The organism is Mesorhizobium sp. P171375 (genome assembly GCF_057786075.1).
Genome location: NZ_JBYNWF010000001.1, coordinates 7,501 through 33,785 on the forward strand (window position 1 = coordinate 7,501; position 26,285 = coordinate 33,785).

The 26,285-nt window shown below is 63.7% G+C and carries 27 protein-coding genes (1 of these 27 running past the window's edge); 8 read left to right on the top strand and 19 right to left on the bottom strand.

All coding sequences use genetic code 11. From position 1 onward, the window contains the following. Positions 1-906: the 3' end of a M23 family metallopeptidase gene (locus tag ACYHH6_RS00035; RefSeq protein ID WP_488500389.1), read on the top strand. 1,065 nt of this gene lie to the left of the window's left edge; only the last 906 of its 1,971 coding nucleotides appear in the window; its start codon lies off the left edge, out of view; it ends in the stop codon at positions 904-906. Between the two features lie 47 nt (positions 907-953). Here the strand turns inward: ACYHH6_RS00035 and ACYHH6_RS00040 are convergent, their stop codons facing one another. Then, positions 954-2,513, bottom strand: coding sequence for an MFS transporter (locus ACYHH6_RS00040; protein WP_352585528.1), 1,560 nt, complete (start codon positions 2,511-2,513; stop codon positions 954-956). A gap of 166 nt (positions 2,514-2,679) precedes the next feature. Here ACYHH6_RS00040 and ACYHH6_RS00045 point away from each other — a divergent pair, with 166 nt between their 5' ends. Then, positions 2,680-3,312: a TMEM175 family protein gene (locus tag ACYHH6_RS00045; protein WP_352585526.1), complete on the top strand. Its 633-nt coding sequence runs from the start codon at positions 2,680-2,682 to the stop codon at positions 3,310-3,312. Here the strand turns inward: ACYHH6_RS00045 and ACYHH6_RS00050 are convergent. The 8 genes from ACYHH6_RS00050 to ACYHH6_RS00085 all read right to left on the bottom strand — a co-directional run bounded on the left by ACYHH6_RS00050 (position 3,286) and on the right by ACYHH6_RS00085 (position 15,083). Then, a complete protein-coding gene (locus ACYHH6_RS00050; RefSeq protein WP_352585524.1) occupies positions 3,286-4,821 on the bottom strand; it encodes a L,D-transpeptidase family protein in 1,536 nt (511 codons plus the stop codon). The genes ACYHH6_RS00045 and ACYHH6_RS00050 overlap by 27 nt on opposite strands. A gap of 190 nt (positions 4,822-5,011) precedes the next feature. Then, entirely contained in the window at positions 5,012-5,368 is a 357-nt protein-coding gene (locus ACYHH6_RS00055; protein WP_112562297.1) for an MmcQ/YjbR family DNA-binding protein, read from the bottom strand. Between the two features lie 63 nt (positions 5,369-5,431). Next, the gene (clpB, locus tag ACYHH6_RS00060) at positions 5,432-8,038 is read right to left on the bottom strand and encodes an ATP-dependent chaperone ClpB (protein ID WP_352585522.1); all 2,607 of its coding nucleotides are present in this window, start codon (positions 8,036-8,038) and stop codon (positions 5,432-5,434) included. A 209-nt stretch (positions 8,039-8,247) separates the two neighbouring features. Beyond that, positions 8,248-9,213: a DUF4167 domain-containing protein gene (locus tag ACYHH6_RS00065; protein ID WP_352585520.1), complete on the bottom strand. Its 966-nt coding sequence runs from the start codon at positions 9,211-9,213 to the stop codon at positions 8,248-8,250. A gap of 303 nt (positions 9,214-9,516) precedes the next feature. Then, positions 9,517-10,395, bottom strand: coding sequence for a peptide chain release factor N(5)-glutamine methyltransferase (gene prmC, locus ACYHH6_RS00070; protein WP_352585518.1), 879 nt, complete (start codon positions 10,393-10,395; stop codon positions 9,517-9,519). Beyond that, positions 10,388-11,467 (bottom strand): peptide chain release factor 1, encoded by a 1,080-nt coding sequence (prfA, locus tag ACYHH6_RS00075; RefSeq protein ID WP_352585516.1) that lies wholly within the window; start codon positions 11,465-11,467, stop codon positions 10,388-10,390. The genes prmC and prfA overlap by 8 nt, the downstream gene beginning before the upstream one ends. A gap of 8 nt (positions 11,468-11,475) precedes the next feature. Beyond that, positions 11,476-13,746, bottom strand: a complete 2,271-nt coding sequence (gene ptsP / locus ACYHH6_RS00080; protein ID WP_112562292.1) for a phosphoenolpyruvate--protein phosphotransferase — start codon at positions 13,744-13,746, stop codon at positions 11,476-11,478. Between the two features lie 83 nt (positions 13,747-13,829). After that, positions 13,830-15,083 carry an aspartate kinase gene (locus ACYHH6_RS00085; RefSeq protein WP_352585514.1) on the bottom strand — a complete coding sequence of 418 codons (1,254 nt, stop codon included), beginning with the start codon at positions 15,081-15,083 and terminating at the stop codon, positions 13,830-13,832. Positions 15,084-15,329: 246 nt separating this feature from the next. Here ACYHH6_RS00085 and ACYHH6_RS00090 point away from each other — a divergent pair, with 246 nt between their 5' ends. Together ACYHH6_RS00090 and ACYHH6_RS00095 are read left to right on the top strand one after the other, a co-directional pair. Continuing rightward, entirely contained in the window at positions 15,330-17,168 is a 1,839-nt protein-coding gene (locus ACYHH6_RS00090) for a CHASE3 domain-containing protein (RefSeq protein WP_435053287.1), read from the top strand. Continuing rightward, positions 17,165-17,461: an antibiotic biosynthesis monooxygenase family protein gene (locus ACYHH6_RS00095; RefSeq protein WP_352585510.1), complete on the top strand. Its 297-nt coding sequence runs from the start codon at positions 17,165-17,167 to the stop codon at positions 17,459-17,461. Before ACYHH6_RS00090 ends, ACYHH6_RS00095 begins: the two co-directional genes overlap by 4 nt. A gap of 31 nt (positions 17,462-17,492) precedes the next feature. Here the strand turns inward: ACYHH6_RS00095 and ACYHH6_RS00100 are convergent, their stop codons facing one another. Continuing rightward, the gene (locus ACYHH6_RS00100; RefSeq protein WP_352585508.1) at positions 17,493-18,125 is read right to left on the bottom strand and encodes a putative glycolipid-binding domain-containing protein; all 633 of its coding nucleotides are present in this window, start codon (positions 18,123-18,125) and stop codon (positions 17,493-17,495) included. 187 nt (positions 18,126-18,312) lie between these two features. On the opposite strand from ACYHH6_RS00100, the gene ubiG reads away from it, so the two are divergent. After that, complete coding sequence (ubiG, locus tag ACYHH6_RS00105; RefSeq protein ID WP_352585506.1) at positions 18,313-19,062, top strand: bifunctional 2-polyprenyl-6-hydroxyphenol methylase/3-demethylubiquinol 3-O-methyltransferase UbiG; 750 nt, start codon at positions 18,313-18,315, stop codon at positions 19,060-19,062. A gap of 23 nt (positions 19,063-19,085) precedes the next feature. Next, complete coding sequence (locus tag ACYHH6_RS00110; RefSeq protein WP_352585505.1) at positions 19,086-19,427, top strand: MmcQ/YjbR family DNA-binding protein; 342 nt, start codon at positions 19,086-19,088, stop codon at positions 19,425-19,427. Between the two features lie 5 nt (positions 19,428-19,432). Here the strand turns inward: ACYHH6_RS00110 and ACYHH6_RS00115 are convergent, their stop codons facing one another. Beyond that, positions 19,433-20,323 carry a DMT family transporter gene (locus tag ACYHH6_RS00115; RefSeq protein WP_352585503.1) on the bottom strand — a complete coding sequence of 297 codons (891 nt, stop codon included), beginning with the start codon at positions 20,321-20,323 and terminating at the stop codon, positions 19,433-19,435. Between the two features lie 117 nt (positions 20,324-20,440). Between ACYHH6_RS00115 and ACYHH6_RS00120 the strand changes: the two genes are divergently transcribed. Continuing rightward, complete coding sequence (locus ACYHH6_RS00120) at positions 20,441-20,944, top strand: MarR family winged helix-turn-helix transcriptional regulator (protein ID WP_352585502.1); 504 nt, start codon at positions 20,441-20,443, stop codon at positions 20,942-20,944. Between the two features lie 126 nt (positions 20,945-21,070). On the opposite strand, the gene ACYHH6_RS00125 is transcribed toward ACYHH6_RS00120, so the two are convergent. The 4 genes from ACYHH6_RS00125 to ACYHH6_RS00140 are packed head-to-tail and all read right to left on the bottom strand — an operon-like array spanning position 21,071 to position 23,454. Continuing rightward, a complete protein-coding gene (locus tag ACYHH6_RS00125) occupies positions 21,071-21,496 on the bottom strand; it encodes a DUF1178 family protein (RefSeq protein ID WP_352585501.1) in 426 nt (141 codons plus the stop codon). Then, positions 21,493-22,359, bottom strand: coding sequence for a carbon-nitrogen hydrolase family protein (locus tag ACYHH6_RS00130; RefSeq protein ID WP_352585833.1), 867 nt, complete (start codon positions 22,357-22,359; stop codon positions 21,493-21,495). The genes ACYHH6_RS00125 and ACYHH6_RS00130 overlap by 4 nt, the downstream gene beginning before the upstream one ends. Positions 22,360-22,361: 2 nt before the next feature. Beyond that, positions 22,362-22,640, bottom strand: coding sequence for a glutaredoxin 3 (gene grxC / locus ACYHH6_RS00135; protein WP_352585499.1), 279 nt, complete (start codon positions 22,638-22,640; stop codon positions 22,362-22,364). Between the two features lie 28 nt (positions 22,641-22,668). Next, positions 22,669-23,454: a ComF family protein gene (locus ACYHH6_RS00140; RefSeq protein ID WP_352585498.1), complete on the bottom strand. Its 786-nt coding sequence runs from the start codon at positions 23,452-23,454 to the stop codon at positions 22,669-22,671. A gap of 56 nt (positions 23,455-23,510) precedes the next feature. Between ACYHH6_RS00140 and ACYHH6_RS00145 the strand changes: the two genes are divergently transcribed. Further along, a complete protein-coding gene (locus tag ACYHH6_RS00145; RefSeq protein ID WP_352585497.1) occupies positions 23,511-24,383 on the top strand; it encodes a class I SAM-dependent methyltransferase in 873 nt (290 codons plus the stop codon). A gap of 12 nt (positions 24,384-24,395) precedes the next feature. Here the strand turns inward: ACYHH6_RS00145 and ACYHH6_RS00150 are convergent, their stop codons facing one another. The 4 genes from ACYHH6_RS00150 to ACYHH6_RS00165 all read right to left on the bottom strand — a co-directional run bounded on the left by ACYHH6_RS00150 (position 24,396) and on the right by ACYHH6_RS00165 (position 26,284). Further along, entirely contained in the window at positions 24,396-24,578 is a 183-nt protein-coding gene (locus ACYHH6_RS00150) for a Flp family type IVb pilin (RefSeq protein WP_352585495.1), read from the bottom strand. Positions 24,579-24,705: 127 nt separating this feature from the next. Beyond that, complete coding sequence (locus tag ACYHH6_RS00155) at positions 24,706-25,020, bottom strand: hypothetical protein (protein WP_352585493.1); 315 nt, start codon at positions 25,018-25,020, stop codon at positions 24,706-24,708. Positions 25,021-25,118: 98 nt separating this feature from the next. Then, positions 25,119-25,538, bottom strand: coding sequence for an 8-oxo-dGTP diphosphatase MutT (gene mutT, locus ACYHH6_RS00160; RefSeq protein ID WP_352585491.1), 420 nt, complete (start codon positions 25,536-25,538; stop codon positions 25,119-25,121). Beyond that, entirely contained in the window at positions 25,535-26,284 is a 750-nt protein-coding gene (locus tag ACYHH6_RS00165; protein ID WP_488500507.1) for a GNAT family N-acetyltransferase, read from the bottom strand. The genes mutT and ACYHH6_RS00165 overlap by 4 nt, the downstream gene beginning before the upstream one ends. Between the last annotated feature and the right edge of the window lies 1 nt (position 26,285).

Genomic DNA, 26,285 nt, shown 5'->3' on the forward strand with positions numbered 1-26,285 from the left:
TATGTGCCGGCGCAGGAACCCGAACCGAATCCCGAATTGCTGACGGCGTTTGACGATTCCTCCACGCCGGTGGTGGTGCGCGGCAATCTGCCGAACGTCTATGACGGCATTTACCGCGCCGCCTATTCCTATGGCATGTCTAAGAAGCTGACCCAGCAACTGGTCAAGCTCCTGGCCTCCGGCGTGGACTTTCAATCGAGACTCAATCCGTCGGACCGCATCGACGTGCTGTTCTCGCAGCCGGACGGCGACGACCAGGCCTCCGACGAATTGGAACTTCTCTATGTCTCGTCGACCTTCGGCGGCCAGACGCGAAATTTCTACCGCTTCCAGATGCAGGACGGCTCGACTGACTATTTCGACGAGGATGGTTCGAGCGCCGAGCAGTTCCTGCTGCGCAATCCCCTGCCCGCCGGAAAATTCCGCTCCGGCTTCGGCGCCCGCCGGCATCCGATCCTCGGTTATGTCCGCATGCACACCGGCGTCGACTGGTCAGCCCCCATCGGAACCCCGATCATTGCTGCCGGCAACGGTGTCGTCGAGAAGGCCGGCTGGGCCGGCGGCTACGGCAAGCAGATCATCATCCGCCATGCCAATGGCTACGAAACGTCCTACAATCACCAGAGCGCCTTTGCCAAAGGCATCGAGCCGGGCGTTCATGTCCGCCAGGGCCAGACCATCGGCTTCCTCGGCCAGACCGGCCTCTCCACCGGTCCGCATCTTCACTACGAGCTGATCGTCAACGGCACCAAGGTCGACCCGATGCGCGTGCGCCTGCCGGTCGGCAAGGTTCTGAAAGGCGACGACCTGGTCGCCTTCAAGCGCGAACGCGAACGCATCGACGACCTGCTCAAGCAGGAAGACAGCAATTCGCTGAAGGTCGCCAGCGCCAAGATCGAAGGCTGAGCCTTCGTGCTGCGAATGAGTTAGTCGCCGAATCAGATTGCCCCGAATCAGGTCGACTGATTCTCTTCGGCTCGTGACCAGGGCAGCTTTTGCCCCGAAACGGTCGCCCAGGCGATAATGGCAGCAAGCAGGCAAAGCAGCGCCGTCACCGTCGACACGGCCGCAAACGCCGCATCGCTGGCGGCGAGCCGTGTTGCATCAAGTTCGGGCGCCAGGTCGGCCAATGCCGGTTCGCCGAACCCCGGAATACCAGGCCTGACGCTGGTGTCGAGCATCGTCGAATAGACCCAGGCCGCGAGCGACCCCATCGCCGCCACAGCAATCAGTCCGCCAATGCGCGAGACAGCATTGTTGATGCCCGACGCAGCCCCCGTGTCCTTGTCCTCGACCGCCGTCATGATCGCCGTCGACAGCGGCGACACCACCAGCGCCATGCCAAGCCCCATCACCGCCATCAGCGGAAAGGTGCCGGTCCAGAAATTGTGCATGCCGGCATGGGTGAGCAAGGCGAGCCCGGCAAAAGCGACGGCGACGACCAGGCAGCCGCTGGCGATCGGGAATCGCGGACCTATCCGGTCAGACCACTGGCCGACAGGACCCGACAGCAACGCAATCGACGCCGACAGCGGCAAGAAGATGAAGCCGACCTCCTTGGTGCTCAGCCCCCACCCGGCAATCAACAGCATCGGCAGGTAGAACAAATTGGCCGAAAGCGCGAAATAGAGGAAGAAGGTGGCGACGTTGGCGCCGGCAAAGGCGCCGATCCGAAACAGCTTAAGGTCGATCATCGGCACGCGCTGCCGAAGCTCGAAGACGATGAAGACGACGAGCAGCAGCGCGCCGGCGGCGATGCTCGGCCCCGACATCAGCCCGCCGCCTTCGGCGCTCATCGCGGTCAGTCCGTAGGCCAGCGCCCCGAAGGCAAGGGTGGCAAGCGCTGCGCCACCAAGATCGAGGCTTCGCTTCTCTGTTGGCGCATCAGCGGGAATTTTGGCCAGAAGAAGATAGATCGAGATCAGCCCGAACGGCAGGTTGACGGCGAAGATCGCCCGCCAGATGCCGCCGCCAAAGGCCGACAGGACGAAGCCGCCCAGCACCGGGCCGAGCGCCGTCGTCAGCGCCGAGGCGGCAGCCCAGATGCCGATCGCCCGGCCGCGCTCCTTCTTCGGATAGGCCTTGGCGATGATGGCGAGGCTGCCCGGCACCATGATCGCAGCGCCGATGCCCTGAATGGCGCGAAAGGCAATGAGCACCAGTGCATTCGGCGCCACCGCGCAGGCAAGCGATGCGACGATGAACAGTGCAATGCCGGCGACGAAGGCGCGTCTGAGGCCAAATCGGTCGCCGGCGGCGCCCCCGGCCAGGATCAGCGCCGACAGCGTCAACGCGTAGGCGTTAGAAATCCATTGCGCCTCGGCCAGGCTGGCGCCGAGGTCAACGCGCATCGCCGGCATGGCGATGGCCAGGATCGACCCGTCGATGAAGCCGAGCGCAGACGCCAGGATCGCCGCGACCAGCACGAATTTGCGCTGCGCCGGCGGACAAAACGAACCATTGGCAAGAGAGCCGGTCAGGGGGATTGCTGCAGCTTCGCTCGGAGACTTCATGAGAGCCTGCTTAGACTTCCGATGCCCTGGCAACAACCAGCCAGGGCTTCGCAGTCCTTGAAACCAGATCGACCTGACCGCATGGGCAGGAACCGCGCCTCAATGGATGCAACCGGCACATGGCGCGTGTTAAGTTCTTGCAACGTGCAAAGCAAGGGGAAGCCGCATGAAACGACCGCTGGAACCATCGGTAGAGGCGCGCGGGCGCGTCGTCGGCATCACCGATGGTGTCTTTGCCATTGCGCTTACCCTGATCGTGCTTGAGATTCGCGTGCCGGCACACGAAATGGTCCACTCCGAGGGCGAGCTGCTTTCGGCGATCGCAGCACTGGCGCCGCGCTTCCTGACCTATGCGCTGAGCTTCCTGACGCTGACCATCTTCTGGTTCGGCCAGCAGGCGCAGCACGGGCTGATCGCCAGGTCAGATCGGCGGCTGGCGACGCTGAACCTGTGTTTTCTCGCCTTCATCGCCTTGCTGCCGTTCTCGACCGACCTGCTGGCTGACTTCCTCGAGTTCCGAACCGCGGTGATCGTCTACTGGCTGAACCTGTTGATGCTGGGCGTGACGTTGTTCGCAAGCTGGTGGTATGCCGACGGGAACGGCATGATCGCCGAGGATGTGGACGCTGAAGCGCGGCGCACGGTCTACAATCGTATCGTCAAGGCACAGGCGCTGTGGGCGGCCGGCGCGGCGCTGTGCCTGATCACGCCGCTGCTCAGCATCGGTTTCATCCTGCTGGTACAGCTCATCTATGCCGCCGCGCCGCGCGCCTCACTGCTGCGTAAACTCGTCGGTTGAGGTCCCGCCGACATCCGCGATTGTTGGTCCGCCGACGAATTCCACCGTGACGCCCGGCGAGACGAGCTTGGCCAGTTCGCGCGCATCCCAATTGGTCAGGCGCACGCAGCCATGGCTTTCGGTCTTGCCGATCTTGGAGGGATCGGGCGTGCCGTGAATGCCGTAGGTCGGCTTGTCCAGCGCGATCCACACCGAACCGACCGGACCGTTGGGGCCGGGCGGAATGGTTAGGATCTTGTCGTTCTGGCCCTGCTTGAAATTGATGCTGGGGTTGTAGGTGTAGTTCGGATCGAGCGCGACCCGCGACACCGTATGGGTGCCGGTTGGCGACGGCGTGTCGGCTGAACCGATGGTGGCGGGATAGGCTGCGACCAGCTTGCCGGCGGCATCATAGGCAAACACCTGCTTCTTGTCCTTGTCGGCGACGATGCGGGCAACCGGCGTTGCCACCAGCCTGCCGAAATTGGCGACCTTGATGATGGTGCCGGGGCGATTGAAGTCGGCCTCGGGATTGAGCCCCTTCAGGTAGTTCTCGTCCATATGGAAGCGCTCGGCCAAGGCTTCGGTGACGGAGGTGTAGGCCATACGGTCGAGCTGCGCCTTCTGGCTGTAATCTTCCGGTATCGAGGCGACATAAGGACCGGCCGCGTCCTCCGGCGTGATCGTGTAGTTGGCGAAAGCATCGCCGCCGGTTTGCGCCAGCGCTGCCTGGATGCCGACGGCGTCGGTGGAGCGCAGATTGCTGCCGGTGATCTGATTGTAGGCGGCCAGCGCCTTGTCGACATTGGAGCCGAACCGCCCGTCGATGACGCCGGGCGAGGCGCCGGCGCGGTCGAGCAGCACCTGCAAGGCAGCCACATCCTGGCGCGCACCGAGTGAAAGCGAGGGATCGACGACAGTCTTGCCGCCATCGCTCCTGGGCGGCAGAGCGGCCTCGTCGCCGGGTGCCGCCGGTTCGGCGGGGTCGATCGAGGCTTCGTTCAGTGGCTGGCGCTTGACGGGGCGCGGCTCGGCAGACATCGGTGCTTCCGGATAAATGTCGCTATCATTGGCGTCATCCTGTGGCGCCGCCGGATAGGCGTCCACCGAATTGTCACTGTCAGGATCGTAGTCGTCGGCCGGTGGGATGATGACCCTGCCTTGCTCTTCCAATTGCCTGCGGCGGAAACGCGCCATGTCCTCGGGATCATCGAGATAATAACGGTCGTCATCCTCGACCGGTGCGCGTCCGAGTTCGCGCGCCCGCATCTGGCGGCGCAGCGCACGGCGGTCCAGCCTGGTCTGCGGCGGCTGGATGGCGATGACCTTGCCGGTGTCGGCATCGACGATGACGCGGTTGCCCCTGGCGTCGTAATAGATGTCGAGATTGCCGTCCTGGGCAAGCACGATGCCGCCGCTATCGGCAGCGCGAACAACCGGTAGTGCGTTATCCACCGTCGGCGATGCCATGGCGCTCGACGCAAGCAGCCCGGCGGCGAGCACCGAAAAGGCAAAGATCGTGCGGAACATGGTGGTCAAACTCTCCGGTCCGTAATTGCCGCCGCCCCGGCAGTATCCCTTCAGAACGCTCTCGCCACCGTTTGGATGCGCAAGCAACGCCCTGACCGTCAAAAGCCTGCAGGCAAACCCCTTCGCCAGCAAACCAGAACATAAGCTTTCCAACATGAACCGGGCATGAAGATGGCGGATTTCAAGGTCGCTACAGGCCCAATTCCTTGCGCGTCTGTTTCGTCAGCTTGAGGACAACGAGGCGATGGCTTTCGCCGAGATAGTCCTTCAGCGCATCATCATCCATGCTCTGGCTTGTCTGACGCTGGATCCATTTCATGCCGCGCGAAGCGAGGTACGGCGCCGGCCGGCAGCCGGGCTGGTCCTTCAGAATGTCATAGGCCATTTCGGAACATTTGAAGGTGACGAAAAGCTGGCCGCCATCATTCCAGCCGCCGATGGCAAAGACCTTGCCGCCGACTTTCCAGACATGCGCGCCACCCCACTGCACGACATGAGTCGTTTGCGGCAGCGAGGCGCATAGGCTGTTGTAGTCGTCCAGCGTCATGTGCGCCCCCCGCGAATTCACAAGAAAACGCCGCGCGTCCGTTCGGGACGCGCGGCGTATTGATCAGGCTGCGGCTTCAGTCGCCACCACAGTGGGCTTCGAGCGGAAATTCAACCGGTCGGACCCAGCGGTCACTTTGACGGTCGAACCGTCGAGAATCTCGCCGAGCAGGATCTTCTCCGCCAGCGGATCCTGCAGGTCCTTCTGCATCACCCGCTTCAGCGGCCGCGCGCCATAGGCCGGGTCGTAGCCCTTGGCCGCCAGCCAGTCGATCGATTCCTGATCGAGCGACAGCGCGATCTTGCGGTCGACAAGCAGGCTTTCCAGCCGCTTGAGCTGGATCTCGACAATGCGGCCCATATCCTGCCGGCGCAGCCGGTGGAACAGGATCACCTCGTCGACGCGGTTGAGGAACTCCGGCCGGAACGAGGCTCTCACCACGCTCATCACCTCGTCACGCACGGCATCGACATCCTGGTCTTCGCCGAGATTGACCAGATATTCGGCGCCGAGGTTCGACGTCATGATGATCAGCGTGTTGCGGAAGTCGACCGTACGGCCTTGGCCGTCGGTCAGCCGCCCGTCGTCGAGCACTTGCAGCAGCACGTTGAAGACATCGGGGTGCGCCTTCTCGATCTCGTCGAACAGCACGACCTGATAGGGCCGGCGCCGCACCGCTTCGGTCAGCGCGCCGCCTTCCTCGTAGCCGACATAGCCAGGAGGTGCGCCGATCAGCCGGGCGACCGAGTGCTTCTCCATGAACTCCGACATATCGATGCGCACCATCGCGCTCTCATCGTCAAACAGGAAGCTCGCCAGCGCCTTGGTCAGCTCCGTCTTGCCGACGCCGGTCGGCCCGAGGAACATGAACGAGCCGATCGGCCGGTTCGGATCTTGCAGGCCGGCACGGGCGCGCCGCACAGCTTTCGACACCGCCTGCACCGCCTCGCCCTGGCCGACGACACGCTTGCCGATCTCGTCTTCCATGCGCAGCAGCTTGTCGCGTTCGCCCTGCAGCATCTTGTCGACCGGAATACCGGTCCAGCGCGACACGATATGGGCAACGTGATCGGGTGTGACCACCTCTTCGACCATGCCGGCCTTGCCGTCCTGGGCTTCGGCTTCCCGGAGCTTCTTTTCCAACTCCGGGATCTTGCCATAGGCAAGCTCGCCGGCGCGCTGGAATTCACCCTTGCGCTGGGCAATGGCAAGCTCGTTGCGGGCTTCGTCGAGCTGTTTCTTCAGGTCGGCGGCAAGCCCGAGCTTCTGCTTTTCCGACTGCCATCTGGCGGTGATCTCGGTCGATTCCTCCTCGAGGCCGGCAAGCTCCTTTTCAAGCCGGGCGAGCCGATCCTTCGACGCCTCGTCCTTCTCGACCTTCAGCGCCTCGCGCTCGATCTTGAGCTGCATGATGCGGCGGTCGATCTCGTCCAGCGCCTCCGGCTTGGAATCGACCTGCATCCTCAGCCGCGACGCGGCTTCGTCGACGAGGTCGATCGCCTTGTCCGGCAGGAAACGGTCGGCGATGTAGCGGTTGGACAAGGTTGCCGCCGCCACCAGCGCCGAATCCGAGATGCGCACCTTGTGGTGCTGCTCGTATTTCTCCTTCAGGCCGCGCAGGATCGAAACCGTGTCTTCCACGGTCGGTTCGTCGACGAAAACCGGCTGGAAACGGCGGGCAAGGGCGGCGTCCTTCTCGACATGCTTGCGGTACTCGTCGAGCGTGGTCGCGCCGACGCAGTGCAGTTCGCCGCGCGCCAATGCCGGCTTCAACAGGTTCGAAGCGTCCATGGCACCATCGGCCTTGCCGGCGCCGACCAGGGTGTGCATCTCGTCGATGAACAGGATGATGCCGCCAGCGGCAGCGGTGACTTCATTGAGCACGGCCTTCAGCCGCTCTTCGAATTCGCCGCGATATTTGGCGCCGGCGATCAGCGCGCCCATGTCGAGCGCCATCAATTGCTTGTCCTTCAGCGATTCCGGCACGTCGCCATTGACGATGCGCAGCGCCAGGCCTTCGGCGATCGCCGTCTTGCCGACGCCGGGTTCACCGATCAGCACCGGGTTGTTCTTGGTGCGCCGCGACAGCACCTGGATGGTGCGGCGGATCTCGTCGTCGCGACCAATCACAGGGTCCAGCTTGCCGGCGCGGGCATCGGCGGTCAGGTCGCGCGCGTATTTCTTCAGCGCATCATAGGCCTGTTCGGCGCTCGCCGAATCGGCGGTGCGGCCCTTGCGGACATCGTTGATCACCTGGTTCAGCGCCTGTGCGGTGACGCCGGCCTTGGCCAGGATATCGGCCGTCTTGGCCGATTTCTCCATCGCCAGCGCCTGCAGCAGCCGCTCGACGGTGACAAAGCTGTCGCCGGCCTTCTTGGCCAATTCCTCGGCCGTCGAAAACACCTTGGCCAACGGCTGCGCCAGGTAGAGCTGGCCATTGCCGCCTTCTACCTTGGGCATGGCTTCGAGTGCGGTCTCGACGCCGAGCTTGACGTCGCGGACATTGCCGCCGGCGCGCTCGATCAGCGAGGCGGCCAGACCCTCATCGTCATCGACGAGGACTTTCAGCATGTGTTCGGGAGTGAATTGCTGGTGGTTGCGCGAGAGCGCCATGGTCTGGGCGGATTGGATGAATCCGCGGACGCGCTCGGAGTATTTCTCGAGGTTCATATCTGTCTCCTTCCATCACCGGCCCGCTTTGCGGCACCGGATCAGATTGCGGTGACGGACCCGCTCATCGGAGCCGGGTCCAGTTCCCGCCAGATATGGGGCGCAAACCATTGCCGCTCAAGACTTGCGGCACAGGATATTGCATACCTAAGCAAACGGAAACGGCGGAGATTTCTCTCCGCCGTTTCAAAGATTGCCGTCTTGTCCGGTCAGTTGTTGGCGTCGACGACGAACGGGTCGACGGTAGGGCTTTCAGCCGGCGCCGCATCCACCTCGGTGGCTGCAACGGTCTCGCTGGCGCCATCCACCTGTTCACCACCAGACTGGTCGTCACCGACAGGATCGGCATTGGTGCGCGGGCGGCGCGGGCGACGAGGACGACGCGCTGCGCCGCTCTCGGCAGCGGCCTCATTGAGTTCGGCACGGGCGGCCAGGGCCGCCGGCGACAGGTTTTCGTACAGCGGCGCCGACTCGGAGAAACCGGTCTCGGCTTCGGGTCCAACCGCGGAAACGGCCTCCGCCTGCACCGGGGTTTCGGTGAAGCGCTGCTGGTCGCCGCGCTGGTGCTCGCCGCGTTGGGCATAGTCGCCACGCTGGTCGTTCTGGCCATAACCGCCATTGGGGCGGCGGTCACGGTTGCGGCCGTTGTTGTCGCGCCCGTTATTGTTGCGGCCATTATTGTCACGGCCATTGTTGTTCTCGCGGCTGTTTTCCTGGCCATATGCCAGTTCGGCCGGCGTGCCTTCGATCGTCGGCTGCGGACCGTTGCCGTGGTTGGCCTGCGGAGCTTGTGTCTCGCCGCCATTGCCGTTGCCGGCATTGTCGAAATCGTCCCGATCTTCGTCGTCGTCGAAATCGTCGCGATTCTGCTGCTGGTTCTGGATCGGCAACTGCGCCTGAGCGGCGGCAATAATGCGATTGTAGTGCTCGGCGTGCTGGAGGTAATTCTCCGCCATCACCCGGTCGCCGGAGCTTTGCGCGTCACGCGCCAGAGTGGCGTATTTTTCGGCGATCTGCTGAGCCGATCCACGGATCTTCACGTCCGGGCCGTTGCTCTCATAGTTGCGCGTCAGGGGGTTTGGGCCCTTGCGGTTGTTATTGTTGTTATTGTTGTTGCCGCCGCCGCCATTGTTGTTGCGACCGCGCATGCGCCTGTTCTGCTGTTGTGGCCTCATTAGACTCTCTTCATTTTGAAATTTTCGAAAAACTTTCACGAACGGAGGCGCTCATGCAGCCAGCCGTTTCGTCTCTTCACCGGCGTTCGCCCGCATCAATTGCGTTGGCGCCACGTGTCATCCTGTTCCGGTTACATCACTTGCCGGACGATTCCCGCTCGAAGCTTGGGCGTCGTTTGCGCAAGAAGGCAGCTATTTCCAAGGAAAACCGAATCGCTAAGAGCACTGCCTGCTTCGTCTCATCCGGTTAAGGCGGACCCTAGCCGCATTCCCCGGCATTGCCAAGCGCTTTTTTGCACTGCGTCAAGGCTTTCCCTGTTCAAACATAAGAACCCTGTCGTTTCCGCCAAGATCGACAAATGCCTCGGCCAGCCTGTAGCCGGCTGCCGCGAATATGTCTTTGACCTCATTGCGCTGCGTGTGGCCGATCTCGACCGCAATCTTGCCTTGTGCTTCCAAAAACCCTGCCGCTTCGGCGGCGATGATCCTGTAGGGGCCAAGACCGTCCACACCGCCATCAAGGGCTCTGCGCGGATCGAAATCGCGGACCTCGTCCTGCAGATTTCCAATGTCTTCAGAAGGTATATAGGGAGGGTTTGCGGCAATTACATGGTAGCGGCCGCAAACTTTTGCGAACCAGTCGGAGTGGAGCGCCTCAAACCGGCCAGTCAGCCCGAGTTGCTCGGCATTGCGGGTCGCGGTCGTGAGCGCATCTTGTGAAATATCCACGCCGGTGGCGGTCGCGGCGGGAACGGCGCTGAGCAGGGCCAGCGCAATGGCGCCGGTGCCGGTGCCAAGATCGAGGATACGGCATTCCCCCAGCCTTTCGGCCGTTTCGCTGGCAAAGGGCAGGATCGCCTCGACCAGTGTTTCGGTGTCCGGCCGCGGCTCCAGCGTTTCCGGGGACAGCGCAAGACGCAGGCCGTAGAATTCGCGATAGCCGAGGACGCGGTGCACCGGTTCGCCGGCAAGGCGCCGCCGCAAGGCGGCATCGATTGCAGCGAGCGCACCGACGTCGACCGCCCTTTGCGGCTCGGCTATCGCCTGCGTGCGGTCAGTACCGGAAAAATGTTCGACGATCAGCCTGGCGTCCAGTGCCGAATCGGCGACGCCGGCCGCGGCAAGCCGCTCCCGCGCTGCTCGCAGCAGCCGCCCGAGCGTGCCGGGCAGATGATCAGCCATCGAGGCCGATATCGGCGAGCAGCTTCGACTGGTGGTCGGCGATCAGCGCGTTGATGACCTCGTCCAGCTCGCCCATCATCACCCGATCGAGCTTGTAGAGCGTCAGGTTGATGCGGTGATCGGTAAGGCGCCCCTGCGGGAAATTGTAGGTGCGGATGCGCTCCGACCGGTCGCCGGACCCGACCTGTGATTTGCGCGCCTCGGAACGCTCCTCGTCCGCCTTGCTGCGCTCCATGTCATAGAGCCGCGCGCGCAGGATCTGCATGGCTTTGGCCCGGTTCTGGTGCTGCGACTTCTCAGCCTGCACCACCATGATGCCGGTCGGCAGATGGGTGATGCGCACCGCCGAATCGGTGGTGTTGACGTGCTGGCCGCCCGAACCCGAGGCGCGCATCGTGTCGATGCGGATGTCTTCGGCGCGAATGTCGATATCGACCTCTTCGGCTTCCGGCAGTACGGCCACCGTCGCCGCCGAGGTATGAATGCGCCCGCTGGCCTCGGTCGCCGGCACGCGCTGCACACGGTGCACGCCGGATTCGAATTTCAGATGGGCAAAGACCCCCTTGCCGGAAATGGTGGCGATGATTTCCTTGAAGCCGCCGGCGTCGCCGTCGCTGGCCGAAACCGTCTCGAAGCGCCAGCCGCGCTCGGCAGCATAGCGCTCATACATGCGAAACAGGTCGCCGGCGAAAAGCGCTGCCTCATCGCCGCCGGTGCCGGCGCGGATTTCGAGGATGGCGTTCTTGTCGTCGGCGGCATCCCTGGGCAGCAGCAGAATCTGGATGTCCTTCTGCAGTTCCTCGATGCGCTCCTCGACCCCGGGCAGATCGGCCTCGGCCAGCGCCCGCATCTCGGCATCGGTGCTTTTATCGGCAAGCATCGCTTCGAGGTCGGCCTGCTCATGTTCGGCTGAGCGCAATTCCCTGACCTTGGCCACCATGTCCTGCAGCTCGGAATATTCCGAGGCCATCTTCACATAGACATCGGCCGCCGGGCCGGCCGACATCTGCGCTTCGAGCATCTCGAAACGCTTGACGACCTGATCCATACGCTCGCGGGGAAGATTGACCATGGTTGATGCTATAGCGGGATGGAGCGGTCGTCGGCAAAGGCCTGCAGCAGCGCCCGCATCGGCAGCCCATGCGCCGGCGCCATCAGATTGTCGGCAAAGAAGGCCTGCAATTCCTCCAGCGGCAGTTCGGTCAGCATCGCCTTGACCGGGCCGATCGAGGCCGGCGACATCGAGATCGAGCGGTAGCCAAGGCCGATCAGCGCCATGGCCGAGATGGGTTTTCCCGCCAGTTCGCCGCACAGCGTCACCGGCGTGTGGTTGCGTTCGCCGGCATCGGCAATCTGCTTCAGCACCCTGAGGAACGGCGCCGACAGCGTGTCGAAGCGGTTGGACAGCTGCGTGTTGCCGCGATCGACCGCCATGACGAACTGGAACAGATCGTTGGAGCCGACCGAGACGAAGTCGACCGCCTTCATCAATTCGTCGAGCTGGAACAGCAGCGACGGCACTTCCAACATCGCGCCGAGCTTGAGGCTGGTCGGCAGATGATGGGCAAAGCGCGAGAGATGCCTGACCTCGCGGTCGATGATTTCGCGCGCCTGTGCGATTTCGCCGAGTTCCGTCACCATCGGCAGCATCAGCTTCAGTTCGCGCCCTCCGCAGGCTTTCAGCAGAGCGCGGATCTGGGTTCTGAGCAGGCCTGGCCGGTCGAGCGTCAGGCGGATCGCCCGCCAGCCCAGCGCTGGGTTTTCTTCCTGGATGGCGCCCTTGAAGTAGGGCAGCACCTTGTCGCCGCCAATGTCGATGGTGCGGAAGGTGACTGGTTTGCCGCGCGCCGCGTCGAGCACGTCGCGGTAGAGTTTCTCCTGCGCTTCGGCGCGGGGGAAGGTCGAGGCGACCATGAACTGCAATTCGGTGCGGAACAGGCCGATGCCGGCCGCACCCGCTTCGGCCAGCTGCGGCAGGTCGACGGCGAGACCTGCATTCATCAACAGATCGACTTGCACGCCATCCTTGGTCACAGACGGCTTCTTGCGCAGTTCGCGGTAGACCTCCTGCCGGCGCGCCCGGAAGCGGACCTTTTCGGCATAGGCGGCTTCGAGGTCCGGCTGCGGCCGCAGATGGATGGTGCCTTCCTCGCCGTCGACGATGATGGCATCGCCGTTTTCCGCCATGGAAACGGCGCCCTTCATCTGGCCGGCGACCGGGATGCCCATGGCGCGCGCGACGATGACGACGTGGCTGGTGGCGGCGCCGTCCTCAAGCACCACGCCGCGCAACTTGTCCCTGGGATAGTCGAGCAGCTCTGCCGCGCCCATCGAACGCGCGACCAGGATGGCGTCCTTCGGCAGCGAAGCCGCGACATCGTCCGGCCCGCGCCCCATCAGCTGGCGCAGCAGCCGGTTGGCGAGATCGTCGAAATCGCTCATCCGCTCGCGCAGATAGGGATCGGTCATGTGCAGCATGCGGGCGCGCATGTCGCTCTGCACCTTCTCGACAGCAGCTTCTGCCGTCAGGCCGTTGCGGATCGCCTCTTCCAGCCGGCGCACCCAACCGCTGTCATTGGCGAACATGCGGTAGGCCTCGAGCACCTCACGGTGCTCGCCCTCGAAGGCGACCTCGCGCCGCTCCAGCATGTCGTCGATGGACAGCCTGAGCGAGCCGAGCGAGGACTGCAGCCGGCGGACCTCCTCCTCGCTGTCCTCGTTGAACAGATTGGTGACGACGATGCGCGGCTCGTGCAGCACGACATGGCCAAGCCCGACGCCTTCGTTGAACGACAGGCCGGTGAAGCTGACGGGACGGCGCAGGTCGAGTTCGAGGCCGGGCCGCGTCAGCCGGGCAAGATCGCCGGTGGCGATCATCTCGGCGATCACCATGGCGGTGGTTTCCAACGCCTCGACCTCGTCGTCGCGGTAGTGGCGCATGGTCTTGTTCTGCACCACGAGCACGCCCAGCGTGCGCCCTGCCCTGAGCACCGGCACGCCGAGGAAGGAATTGTAGATCTCTTCGCCCGTCTCCGGCAGGTAGGCGAAGGCCGGGTGTTCCTGCGCATTGGAAAGGTTGAGCGGCCGCGCACTGGCGGCAATCGTGCCGACCAGGCCTTGACCCAGGCGGAGCTGCGCCAGATGGACGGCGTTCGGGTTCAGACCCTCGGTGGCATAGAGTTCGAGCACCGAATCGGCGCGCAGCACATAGAGCGAGCAGACTTCGGCGACCATGTTGGAGGCGATGTCGCGCACGATCCGGTCAAGCCGCTCCTGCGGCTCCAGCGGCTCCTGCATGAGCTCGCGGAGCCGTTTGAGCAGAACGCGCGGGCCACTGGCCGTATCACGCATCGCGGCTTCTTCTCCAATGGGCATTTTGCCCGCCGCAGTTTCCACTGCGACCGGCGCACACGCAACAACTCAAATCGTTCTCGCTACTGCTTATCCAGACCGTAGACGGAATGCAAAGTGCGAACCGCGAGTTCCGTGTAGGGACCGTCGATCAGTATCGAAATCTTGATCTCGGAGGTGGTGATGGCCCGGATGTTGATGGCCTTGTCGGCCAGCGCTTTGAAGGCAGTGGCGGCGACGCCGGCATGGCTGCGCATGCCGATGCCGATGACCGAGACCTTCGACATGCCGGCCTCGGACTGCACGACGTCATAGCCGATCGGAGCCTTGAGGCGCTCGAGCACGGCCAGCGCCTTGTCGACGTCGCCGGATGGCACGGTAAAGGTCATGTCGGTGAACTTGCCGTCCTCGGAGATGTTCTGGACGATCATGTCGACATTGATGTTGGCCTCGGCCAGCGGGCCGAAAATGCCGGCGGCAACGCCCGGGCGGTCGCCGACCCGGCGCAGCGAAATCTGCGCTTCGTCCTTGGCGTAGGCAATTCCGGTGACGACCTGCTGTTCCACGATCTCTTCCTCGTCGCAAATGAGCGTTCCCGGAGGATTGAGCAAATCCCCCATTCCGGGCGCATCGGGATCGTCGAAGGACGACCGCACGAAGGTACGCACCCTGTGCACCATGGCAAGCTCGACCGACCGCACCTGCAGCACCTTGGCGCCGAGCGAGGCCATTTCGAGCATTTCTTCGAACGAAATCTTGTTAAGCCGCCGCGCCTTGGGTTCGATACGCGGATCGGTGGTGTAGACGCCGTCGACATCGGTGTAGATGTCGCAGCGATCGGCCTTGACCGCGGCGGCAATGGCCACCGCACTCGTATCGGAGCCGCCACGGCCGAGCGTGGCGATGCGGTTGTCCGGACCGATGCCCTGGAAACCGGCGACGACTGCCACCTGACCCTCGCCGAAACGCTTGATCAAAAACGCACCGTCAATGTCTAGGATGCGCGCCGCGCCATGTGCGTTGTCGGTCTTGATCGGGATCTGCCAGCCCTGCCAGGAGCGGGCGTGCACGCCCATATTCTGCAGCGTGATGGCCAGAAGGCCGGCGGTGACCTGTTCGCCCGAGGCGACGACGGCGTCATATTCGCGCGCATCGTGCATCGGCGAGGCTTCGCGGGTCCAGCCGACCAGTTCATTGGTCTTGCCGGCCATAGCGGAAACCACGACAGCCACCTCATGGCCGGCATCAACCTCGCGTTTGACGTGAAGCGCCACATTGCGGATGCGGGCGATGTCGGCGACGGAGGTTCCGCCGAATTTCATCACGATGCGCGCCATGGAAGCGAAATGCCTTTGACTGAAGCCGGCCCGGGCCGAAAGGGGAAGAAAGCGCCCGACAGAAGCCGACCGCTGAATGCGCGGCCTCCTTAGCCAAATGATCACCGTTTCGCAAGGCTGGCCACGGATTGCCGGCTTCAGGACGACGGCATATTGCGTTCCGCCCCGCCGCCGCTTACCAAATGCTGCCCGCGGGGAACTCCTTTTGGTCCAGCATATCAAATGATTGCTCGTCTTCGACGTGCCATGCGATGGCAATCGCTGCCGCTTTTCGTCGGCTTCGGCGTGCTGGCGTTGATCGTCGGCACGCGCGCGGTGCTGGTCGAGGGCCAGAGGGCCAATCGCGAGGCGGCGCGCGAGGCAATCGAGTACCAGGAATCGCTGTCCGGCCTGCTGTCGCTGGCGCAGGAGGCGGAGACCAGCCAACGCGGCTATCTCCTGACCGGGGAGAAATCCTATCTCCAGCCCTATCGGCACGCGATCGAGGCCATTCCGGGCCAACTGGCCCGCATCGACGGCATGACCGCTCCGGACGACCAACTCATCCAGCAGATCAATCGCATCAAGGAGGCGCTTTCACAAAAGCAGGCTGAATTGGCTGAGACGATTGCGCTCTACGATAGCGGCAACGCGGCAAAAGCGCTGGAACTGGTCCGCAGCGGCCAGGGCAAGACCGCAATGGAGCAGATTCGGGCCAGCATGGACACGATCCGGCGCATCAGCGGCGCGGCCATCGCCGCCCGCGACGAACATACCGACCGGGTCGAAAGCTGGCTGCGTATCGGCTCGTTCGCAGCTCTGCTGGCGATTTTCCTGCTTGGCGCCTACACAATCCGCCTGTCGCGCCGCCGTTTTCGCGAGGTCGCTGTCGCCCAGGAAGAGCTGATGCGCAAGAACATCGAGCTCGGCAACGAGATCCGGACGCGCGAAACGGCCGAATCGCAGATCCGCCAGATGCAGAAGATGGAAGCGGTCGGCCAGCTGACCGGCGGCATCGCCCACGATTTCAACAACATGCTGGCGGTGATCATCAGTGCCATGAACCTCGCCCAGCGCAAACTCGCGCGCGGCGAGCACGACATCGCGAAATTCATCGAGGCCGCGGTCGACGCGGCGACTCGGGCCGCCAATCTGACTGCCAGGCTGCTCGCCTTCTCGCGCCAGCAGCCGCTGGCGCCTCAAGTGGTCGACACCAATCGTCTGGTTACCGGGATGTCGGACCTATTGCGGCGGGCGCTCGGCGAAACCATCCGCGTCGAAACCGTGCTTGCCGGCGGCCTGTGGAAAACCCATGCCGATCCGAGCCAGATCGAGAACGCCATCCTCAATCTGGCGGTCAACGCCCGCGATGCCATGGACGACAATGGCAAGCTGACCATAGAGACCGCCAACAGCCATCTCGACGACAGTTATGCCGCCACCCATGCCGAGGTCAAAGCCGGCCAGTATGTGATGATCGCGGTCAGCGACACCGGCGCCGGCATGCCGGCAGACGTCATGGAGAGGGCCTTCGAGCCGTTCTTCACCACCAAGCCGGTCAACAAGGGGACCGGCTTGGGGCTGAGCCAGGTGTTCGGCTTCGTTAAACAGTCGGGCGGCCACGTCAAGATCTATTCCGAACCGGGCGAAGGCACGACGATCAAGCTCTATCTGCCGCGTTTCTTCGGTGCGGAAGAGGCTGTTCTGCCCACTGGCCGAGGCGACAATCCCGCTGAAGTCACTGAGACGGTCCTCGTTGTCGAGGACGACGCCCGCGTGCGCGCTTCAACCACGGACGCCTTGCGCGAACTCGGCTATACCGTCATCCATGCCGGCAGCGGCGAGGAAGCCTTGCAGAAACTGGCGGACAATCCGGGCGTGGCACTTATGTTCACCGACATCGTGATGCCGGTGATGAACGGCCGCAAGCTCGCGGAGGAAGCGCTGGCGCGCCTGCCGCAGCTGAAGGTGATCTTCACCACCGGCTTCACCAAGAACGCCGTGGTCCACAACGGCGTGCTCGACCACGACGTGCATTTCCTGGCCAAGCCCTTCACCATCGAGCAACTGGCAACGAAACTGCGCGACGTGCTGGACACGAAATGACCGAGACCCTGGAAATCGTCAATTTTCGGCTCAAACCCGGGACCGAAGCGGGCTTTGCCGCCAGCAACAGCCTGGTCAGCGACTGGCTGGCGCGCCAACCGGGTTTCGTAAGCCGCTGCCTGGCCCGGCGGGATGATGGCGGTTGGGTCGACGTGGTGCGCTGGCGGAGCCGCGAGCAGGCTCTCGCCGCCGCCGGGCGGATCATGGCCGAGATCGGCGATTGCGAGGCGATGCAAGCCATCGATCCCGCCAGCGTCGACATGGGGCATGCCGAGGTCGTGGTCTCGACCTGACGCCCTTCATTGTGCACGACGGCCGCCAAGCTCAGGCGACTCTTGTCCACAGGCCAGGATAGTCGAGCACGAAACCAGTCGGCGAAACCTCGAGGGTGTCGTCGTAGCCGAAAAGGGGGGCCGCATAGGCATAGCGAACCTTATCAAGACGCCTATAGCGCTGTTCGAGGCGCGTCAGCCTGAGTTCGGGAAAGGTCAGATAGGCCGCCGGAGCCGGCGTCGCCTGCCCGACGTCGAGATCAAAGCGGCGAATCGCCAGCAGATTCGAGGCCGGCGTGAAACCAAGATCGACATCGACAAGGCCGGCGACGTCTCGCTGGATTTCACCATTCAAGGTCCATCGGCCGTCGGCCGCGCGCTCGATCGCATAGCGCAGCGCGCGCAGGCCAAGAAAGCCATCGACCCGCGCCGACTTTGTCTGCCAGCCAGCATCGCAGACCACCTCATAGGCCAGGCAGCATGGCTTGTCGTCCTGGACGAAAATGGCCTGCCCGCTAAGGCAGTAGCCGCCCTTGACCTGTGAAAGCAGGCAGGAATCGTGGCCCTCCACATCCAGCCGACGCCAGAGAATCGACGCTGGCGTTAATGTCATGGAATCCACTCCGTCGAATTCGAATTCAAAAACGATGCCCCTCTTTCGCGTGGCATGCCAACCGTGTTTCATCGCGGCGTTCGGCAGCTGACATGCCCCTGACAGAGCGTGCCGCCGTGTCAGCACGGAAAATTGTTGCCTTGACATTCCCGGCCTCACACCCGACTTCCTATCGCTCCCAAGCAATTCCAGGAAAAGTGGGAACCGGTTTTCCGTCCGAAATTGCGCCCGAATAAAAGAGCTCTAGGAGACCCGCCCCATGCCAGAGCCCCGTCGATCGACGATCGATGCCGGAGAAGTCGAACGCTTCTCAGCCCTTGCCGCCGAATGGTGGAACCCGAACGGCAAATTCCGCCCGCTGCACAAGTTCAACCCGGTTCGGCTTGCCTATATCCGCGACCAGGTGGCGGCGCGTTTCGGTCGTGACCCGCGGGCGGCGCGGCCGTTCGAAGGCCTGCGCTTCCTCGACATAGGCTGCGGCGGCGGGCTGTTGTGCGAGCCGATGGCCAGGCTTGGCGCCGAAGTGGTCGGCGCCGACGCATCGGCAACCAACATCGAGGTGGCGAAGCTGCACGCGGCCGAAGGCGGGGTGACGGTGGATTACCGCGCAACGACGGCGGAAGACCTTGCCGATTCCGGCGAGAAATTCGACGTCATCCTCAACATGGAAGTGGTCGAGCATGTCGCCGACATCGACCTGTTCGTCGGCAAATGCGCCGAGATGGTGAAGCCCGGCGGCATCATGTTCGTGGCCACCATCAACCGCACGCTGAAGGCGCTCGGCCTCGCCATCATCGGCGCCGAATACGTGCTGCGCTGGCTGCCGCGCGGCACCCACCAGTTCGGCAAGCTGGTGCGGCCCGAAGAGCTGGAAAAGGCGCTCGGCAGCGCCGCCATGACTGTCATCGACCGCACGGGCGTCATCTACCATCCGCTCGCCGACCGCTGGCAGCGCTCCAAGGACATGGACGTCAACTATATGGTGCTGGCGGAAAAAGGATCGGTCTGAGCGCGAAGGAGGGCTTGGCGGCCGTGGACACTGCGAGGGCCCGAGAGCTGGCGCTCGATCTTCCCGAAACGGTCGAGAAATCGCATTTCGGCAAGGCTGACTTCCGGGTTCGCAACCGTATCTTCGTGTCGCTGCCCGAAGCCGGCCGTGCCGTCGTCAAGCTCGACCGCGACCAGCAGGAGATGATGGCCGCGGCTGAGCCATCGGTTTTCAGGCCGGTGCCCGGCGGTTGGGGCCAAAAGGGCTGGACGTCGATCATGCTTGAAGCCTGCGACGAACAGACGTTCCGCAGCGCAATTCGAGCGGCCTGGCGAAATGTCGCCCCGCCCGCCCTGCGCAAACGCTTCGACGCAAGCCAGATGTAGCCCGCTTACGCTTTCTGGCTTTGCGCCTTGGTGGTGATGATCACACCGATGGTGATGATGACCGCACCGGCCCAGGTCAGCAGGTGATAGTGCTCGCCGAGAAAGATCGTGCCGGCAAACAGGCCGACGGCCGCCGCCACATAGCCGATCTGGCTGAGATAGACCGGGCCGCCCACCGCCTGCAGCCGGAAGAAGAAGGCAAACATCGCCGAAGCTGACGCAACCTGCGCCACAACGACCAGCGGCACAGCGCCGAGCGGGGCGAATGCGCCGACGCCGAACAGCGCGAGAATCCCGACCAACAGCAGCGTTGCCGAGGCCAGATGGCTGCCGACGGCAAGCTCGATCGGACCGGTGCCTTCGGGCCAGTCGACGGTGCGATAGATGTTGCCGGCGGCAAGGCTGACCGGGATTATGAGCCCGACCAGCACCCAGAAGAAGTCGGCCGGCTGGCCGGCCTCGCCGCGCGTCACTGCCACCATAACTGCGCCGGTGAAGCCGACGGCAATGCCTGCGACGCCGAGCATGTTGGGCCGCCTGACGCCGAGCAGGATCGAAAACACTAGCGTGATGACCGGCGACAGCGTGAACATGATGCCGGTGTAGCCGGCGCCGAGATGCGGCATGGCCGAGAACATCAAGAGATTTGGCCCGGCATAGGACACGGCCGCAGTGATGAAGAAATAGCGGAGCCTGTGCGGGGTGAGCCGCATGCGCTGGCCGCTGGCGAGCAGCGCGCACAACAGGACACCGCCTGCGCCGAACGAGATGACGAAGGCCCAGACCATGGCCGGAACGTCGGCAGCCGTCGCCAGCTTGCCGAACGGCAGGGTCAGGCCGAGCAGGCCGCCGGTGACCACCAGCAAGCCGGGTGCCGATCCCCAGAGAAATTTCATCGAATGGTCCCGTCCACTCACTTGCGAAATTGGCACTTGCGGCACTCCGCCGATCCTGTATCTTGAGGTAACATAGCGCAAAGATTCTTAACGTCAAGATATTTAACGGTGAGACAAATGGATCGCGCGGCAAAGGCGATCGAGCAGTGGGCGCGGGAACGGCCGGACCTGGATGTTACGCCGATGCTGGTGCTCGGCCGATTGAACGAAGCCTCGTCGCTGATTGCCCGCGAACGCCTCGTGCCGCTGTTTGCCCGCTTCGGTCTGCAAGCCGGCGAATTCGACGTGCTGGCGACGTTGCGCCGGTCCGGCCAGCCCTACGCGCTGACGCCGACCGCGCTCTACGAGGCGACGATGGTGACATCGGGGGCCATGACCAACCGGCTCGACCGGCTGGAAAAGGCAGGATTGATCCTGCGCGGCCCCCACCCCAACGACCGGCGCGGCATTGTCGTGCAACTGACTGAAAAGGGTCTCGCCTTGATCGACGAGGCCCTCACCGCTCACGTCGCCAACGAACACGAAATCCTGGCAGGCCTGACGCAAACCGAGCGAGAAACGCTGGCTCTGTTGCTTGGCAAATTGATCGGAAGCCTGGTTGACGTCAGAGGCGACACCTAGGCCGTTTCGGATTGCGCCCGCCAAAGGCGCTCGCTTTGATGGCGAGCCAATTGAAAATGTCCTGGAATACACTTGAAAAAGGTCGCCGTTCAGCTTTCCTGAGCCGGCGCGACATCGTCATGGAAATCAGTTCCGCTCCTCCGGAAAACTCGGGATCGGCATAAACTCGATGCCGTCCTCGGCCAGGCTCTTGGCTTCGTCCAGCGTCGCTTCGCCATAAATGCCGCGCGCATCGCGCTCGCCGAAATGGATCTTGCGCGCCTCCTCGGCGAATTTGTCGCCGACATAATCGGCATTCTCGCGCACCTTCTCGGCCATCGCCTTCAACTGCGCCAACGCCTGCTTCTGGGCTTCGCCCATGGCCAGTGCGATTGTTTCCTGCTTGCGTGCGGTGGATACGGCCGGCGCCATCAGAGCCTTTTGAACCTTGTGCGAACCGCAGCTCGGGCAATCGACGAAGCCACGCTTCTTCTGCGTGTCGAAATCGTCATTGCTGCGAAACCAGCCTTCGAACTCGTGCTCATGCTCGCAGATCAGGGCAAAGCGGATCACGAAGCCGCGCCCCTGAGCCGGGGCGCCTCGGCCGTGCCGGCATTGACGGCAAAGTCGCGCGCGTTCTTGAGGTTGGGGATTTTTTTGCGCGCGGCCGACGACTGCGCGGTGTCGATCTCGGCGACGATCACGCCAGGCTCGGCATGCGCCGCCTCGGCAATGATGCGGCCCCACGGATCGACGATCAGCGAATGGCCGAACGTCTCACGGCCGTCCTCATGCAATCCGCCCTGGGCCGCGGCAACGACATAAGCGCCGTTCTCGATGGCGCGGGCCCGCAGCAGCAAGTGCCAGTGGGCCTCGCCGGTCTGGCGGGTGAAGGCGGCGGGAACAGACAAAAGATCGGCGCCGGCCAGCGCCTCGGCGCGGAACAACTGCGGAAAGCGCAGATCGTAGCAGACGGCAAAGCCGAGCCTCGCGCCATCGATCTCGGTGACGACGGCCTCGGTGCCCGGCTCATAGGCAGCGGATTCGCGCCAGCTCTCGCCATTGTCGAGGTCGACATCGAACATGTGGATCTTGTCGTAGGTGGCAAGCGCGGCGCCGTCCGGTCCAAACAGCAGCGCGCGGTTGGCGAGCTTGCCGTCGGCACGCAGGATGGCGGTCGAGCCGATATGCAGGAAGACGCCGAGTTCGCTGGCGAGCTTGCGCGCCGTCGCCACGATGATGTCCTTGTCTTCCGAAGTGAAGGAGGCAGCCCTGGCTTCCTTGTCGCGGATCAGCGCGCCGGTCATTTCCGGGGTCTGGATGTAGGTAGCACCCAGGCTTGCCGCCTCACGCACCAGCCGCTCCAGATCGACCGCGTTGCGCTCGGGGCTTTCGCCCGAACGCATCTGGATCGCCGCCGCCTTGAAAACACCCATCGTCATGCCCTCTGTGTCGTCGAGCCGTCGGCAAGCAACCTGTCCAGCTGTCCCCGCGCCTCCAGTTCGTGGAGTTCGTCGGAGCCGCCGACATGCGTGTCGCCAATGAAAATCTGCGGAAAAGTGGTTCGCCCGTGCGCCCGCGAAATCATTTCCTGGCGCAGTTCCGGCGAGAAGGATGCGTCATGCTCGGTGTAGGCGACACCCTTGCGGTCGAGCAGCCGCTTGGCCGCCGCGCAATAGCCGCACATCATGCGGGTATAGATCGTCACATCGAGCATCAGTCTGCAATCCTGTCTTTCCTTGATCTTATATAGTCGCGGACTCGTCTGCCCGAAAGTCCCCCGGCAGGACACGCGCGAAGGTCAGCACGTCGACCGCTCCGGCGCCGCCCTTTTTCAATGCCTTGGCGACCGAGCGCACGGTGGCGCCCGTGGTGTAGACATCGTCGACCAGAAGCACGCGGCGGCCGGCGATCTCGATTTCTGCTTCCGTGGGCACACGGAAGGCGGCGCGCACATTGTCCTCGCGCTCCTGCCGCTCCAGCCCGACCTGCTGGCGCGTGAGCTTGACGCGCCGGATCGCCGAGGGCGAGAAAGACACCCCGCTGAGCTGCGAAACAGCCCTTGCCAGTTCCGCCGACTGGTTGAACTGTCGCCTGAAAAAGCGCCGCCAGTGCAGCGGCACTGGCACGACGACATCGGCATCCGCGATCAGTTCGGCGCCGGCGCGCAGCATCCAGCGCGCCATCCATGGCGCAAGATCAGTGCGGTCCTGGTATTTCAGCCCTTGCACCATCTGGCGGGCAACCCCCGAATAGGCCACGGCCGCCCGCGCCCGCTCGAAAGGCGGCGGATAGGCGATCGCTTCGGCCGACAGGAACCCCTCGCCCATGTCGTGGGTGAATGGCGTGCCCATCACCGCGCACCATGGCCGCTCCAAGAGCCTGAGCTTGGGCCAGCAGGCGCCGCATAAAACGCCGGGCTGAGAGACATGCCTGCGGCAGCCGGCGCAGACCGGCGGGAACAGCACCCGTGCCGGCCAGTCCAACATCGTTTGAGCGAGGCTCTTGATCTCCATCACCGGATCGGCCACGTGGTTTGTCGTCCGCGCCACGAAATCACAAGGCGGACAGACAGGGATTGTTTGCCTTGCAGCCCATCATCGATACAGAGCTCTGGCTGGCACACAAGCGCCGGGCATTGGGCCATCCTGTGGCCGGCGCCGATTTTCTGATGCGGCGGGCAGCGGAAGATCTCGCTGACCGGCTCGGCGCGGTCGAACGCCGGTTCGGCAAGGCCGCCGTGCTGTTTTGCCAGACGCCGGCCGCGGCGGATGTGGTTGCTGCAAGCGGCAAGGCAGCAGAAATTGTGCGCGTCGAAGCGGACGCAGCGTTTCTGGACGGCCGGCCGGGGCTGGTGGCACCGCTGGAGACCGTGCCGTTCCAGCCCGAAAGCCTCGACCTCGCCGTCTCGCTTCTGTCTTTGCAGGCGATGAACGACATTCCCGGCATGCTGGTGCAGATCCGCCGTGCTTTGCGGCCCGACGGGCTTTTCCTCGGCGCCTTCGCCGGCGCCGGCACACTTTCCGAACTTCGCGAAAGCCTGCTCGCTGCCGAGACCGAGCTTTATGGCGGCGCCAGCCCGCGTGTCATCCCCTTCACCGATGTCCGCGACGCCGGCGCACTGCTGCAGCGCGCCGGCCTTGCGCTGCCGGTGGCCGACGTCGAAACGGTGACCGTGCGCTACGACACGCTGTTCGACCTCACCGCCGATCTCAGGGCGATGGGCGAAACCAGCGCGCTGACCGATCGCAGCCGGCGGCCGGGTGCGCGAAAGCTGTTTGCCCGTGCTGCCGAAATCTATGCCGAACGCTTTTCAGACGCCGATGGCCGGATCAGGGCAAGTTTCTCTGTTGTCTGGATGTCGGGCTGGGCACCCGATGCCTCGCAGCAAAAGCCCTTGAAACCGGGATCGGCGAAGGTCTCGCTGAAGACCATACTAGAAAATCCCGGCGGGCGTTGACGCTGCTCCGGATCAGTGATCGGCGAAGGCGTTGGCTAGCTTGCTATTCGTGTCGCTGAACAGAAACTGGATCGCATTGCTGACCTTGCCGATGCCGCCGACGATGGCAAGGGACAGCACGGCGACAATCAGGCCATATTCAATGGCCGTAGCGCCTGTTTCGTCTTCCAAAAATCGTTGCAACAATGTCTTCATGATCGTCGATCCCTCTTGTCACGACCATACCGCCGACCTGTTAAGAAAGGTTAACGGCACAAGCTTAACGGGCGATGAAACGGGGCCTGCGTTAAGGAAATCAATAAGCTTTTGTTGACCTTCTTCGTCAGCAGTCGCCGCTGCTCTGGCCGTCAGCGCGGATGATGCAGACCGAACTGGGTGAGGGCTGCAGCACGCTTCTGCGCAGTGTATAGGTGGCGCGCGCGCCGACCGAGCCGGTGTTCATCGTGTCCAGGCCGCTTGTAAGGGGATCGCGGCTGGACGATCGCGTCTGTTTGTCGAGGACGGGGACCGCAATCAGGGCCAGCGCCACCGCAGCCGAGCCGAACAGCAGCGTGATGCGCAATATGCTCATACCTGCATTGGCGGCGCGAAAGCTGCGATCCGGTCGGATCGAGTCCCATTCCCTGTCGACGCTCATGCAATCGCTCCCGGCGAATCCGCTTTGCCGCAATTTTTCACGACGAGATAAATCTTCCATTAACGCTGGTTAAATCAGGCCGGCGAAATGGCTTCTGCTCACAACAGGTCGATGAGGAACTGGATCAGCGGTGCGTCGGCAGGCGGCATCGGATAGTCCCGCATTTGCTTCGGCCGCACCCATTTCAGCACCTGCCCCTCTTTCGGCTGCGCGATGCCGCGAAAGCGACGGCAGACGAAGAGCGGCATCAAGAGATGGAAATCATCGTAGGAATGGCTGGCGAAGGTCAGCGGCGCCAGGCACGGTATGTCGGTCTCGATGCCGATCTCTTCCTGCAGTTCGCGGATCAGGCATTGTTCCGGCGTCTCGCCGGGCTCGACCTTGCCGCCCGGGAACTCCCACAGGCCGGCAAGCTGCTTGCCTTCTGGCCGCTGCGCCAGAAGCACGCGGCCATCGGCATCGACCAGCGCGCAGGCGGCGACCAGGAGCAGGCGTTTGCCGGTGAGAATCTGGCTCATGCGCCGGGCGGCCGGCGATAGTGGTAGCGATAAACTTCCTCGAAGCCGAGCGACCGATAGAGCGCCAGCGCCGGCGCATTGCCGGCCTCGACCTGCAGCCAGGCTTCCCGCGCCCCGCGCAGCCTGGCCCATTTCAGCGCCGACAGGATGAGATTGCGGCCATGGCCCCTGTTGCGCGCCGATTTGTCGGTGGCGATCTCGAACAAGCCGGCGAGATCGCCGTCATGGACGCAGATCAGCACCGCCAGCGGATCGGCCCCTTCCTCAAGCGCAAACAGCCCGACCTCGGGTTGAATCGCGCCGATGATTTCCGAAAGCCCCGGCCGCAGCGATGGATCCGAGCCGCTGACCTTGAGCGACGCACCAAGAAAGCGGCTGATATCCTTCAGCGGTATCTGGTCCATGGCCAGCGCCAGCTGCGCATCCGCCAGCGGCAGCCGCATCACCAGCAATTCGTCGAATGTGCTCCAGCCCTCATTGTCGAGATGCCTGGCCAGGTCCGGCCCTGACAGCGGCGAGATGCGGAAGGTCAGCGGCCTGCCATAGGCATCGAAGCGCCGGCTGGCGCGGCCGATGCGCTCGGCAATGTGCTGGGTGTCGCCGGGATCGAGCGGGTTGACCGAGTTCAGCCGCTTGGCCGGATGACCAGCCGTCAGCCGCACCACCCAGGTGCCGTCATAATGGACGGCCGCCGCCGGCCAGGCGCGAAAGCCGGCCGCCTCGTAGCGGCGCACGATGGCGAGCATG

Coding starts and splice junctions, on each gene's coding strand:
- ACYHH6_RS00040 (WP_352585528.1), bottom strand. CDS start 2,513: ATGAAGTCTCCGAGCGAAGCTGCAGCAATCCCCCTGACCGGCTCTCTT.
- ACYHH6_RS00045 (WP_352585526.1), top strand. CDS start 2,680: ATGAAACGACCGCTGGAACCATCGGTAGAGGCGCGCGGGCGCGTCGTC.
- ACYHH6_RS00050 (WP_352585524.1), bottom strand. CDS start 4,821: ATGTTCCGCACGATCTTTGCCTTTTCGGTGCTCGCCGCCGGGCTGCTT.
- ACYHH6_RS00055 (WP_112562297.1), bottom strand. CDS start 5,368: ATGACGCTGGACGACTACAACAGCCTATGCGCCTCGCTGCCGCAAACG.
- clpB (WP_352585522.1), bottom strand. CDS start 8,038: ATGAACCTCGAGAAATACTCCGAGCGCGTCCGCGGATTCATCCAATCC.
- ACYHH6_RS00065 (WP_352585520.1), bottom strand. CDS start 9,213: ATGAGGCCACAACAGCAGAACAGGCGCATGCGCGGTCGCAACAACAAT.
- prmC (WP_352585518.1), bottom strand. CDS start 10,395: ATGGCTGATCATCTGCCCGGCACGCTCGGGCGGCTGCTGCGAGCAGCG.
- prfA (WP_352585516.1), bottom strand. CDS start 11,467: ATGGTCAATCTTCCCCGCGAGCGTATGGATCAGGTCGTCAAGCGTTTC.
- ptsP (WP_112562292.1), bottom strand. CDS start 13,746: ATGCGTGATACGGCCAGTGGCCCGCGCGTTCTGCTCAAACGGCTCCGC.
- ACYHH6_RS00085 (WP_352585514.1), bottom strand. CDS start 15,083: ATGGCGCGCATCGTGATGAAATTCGGCGGAACCTCCGTCGCCGACATC.
- ACYHH6_RS00090 (WP_435053287.1), top strand. CDS start 15,330: ATGCGATGGCAATCGCTGCCGCTTTTCGTCGGCTTCGGCGTGCTGGCG.
- ACYHH6_RS00095 (WP_352585510.1), top strand. CDS start 17,165: ATGACCGAGACCCTGGAAATCGTCAATTTTCGGCTCAAACCCGGGACC.
- ACYHH6_RS00100 (WP_352585508.1), bottom strand. CDS start 18,125: ATGAAACACGGTTGGCATGCCACGCGAAAGAGGGGCATCGTTTTTGAA.
- ubiG (WP_352585506.1), top strand. CDS start 18,313: ATGCCAGAGCCCCGTCGATCGACGATCGATGCCGGAGAAGTCGAACGC.
- ACYHH6_RS00115 (WP_352585503.1), bottom strand. CDS start 20,323: ATGAAATTTCTCTGGGGATCGGCACCCGGCTTGCTGGTGGTCACCGGC.
- ACYHH6_RS00120 (WP_352585502.1), top strand. CDS start 20,441: ATGGATCGCGCGGCAAAGGCGATCGAGCAGTGGGCGCGGGAACGGCCG.
- ACYHH6_RS00130 (WP_352585833.1), bottom strand. CDS start 22,359: ATGGGTGTTTTCAAGGCGGCGGCGATCCAGATGCGTTCGGGCGAAAGC.
- grxC (WP_352585499.1), bottom strand. CDS start 22,640: ATGCTCGATGTGACGATCTATACCCGCATGATGTGCGGCTATTGCGCG.
- ACYHH6_RS00150 (WP_352585495.1), bottom strand. CDS start 24,578: ATGAAGACATTGTTGCAACGATTTTTGGAAGACGAAACAGGCGCTACG.
- ACYHH6_RS00155 (WP_352585493.1), bottom strand. CDS start 25,020: ATGAGCGTCGACAGGGAATGGGACTCGATCCGACCGGATCGCAGCTTT.
- mutT (WP_352585491.1), bottom strand. CDS start 25,538: ATGAGCCAGATTCTCACCGGCAAACGCCTGCTCCTGGTCGCCGCCTGC.
- ACYHH6_RS00165 (WP_488500507.1), bottom strand. CDS start 26,284: ATGCTCGCCATCGTGCGCCGCTACGAGGCGGCCGGCTTTCGCGCCTGG.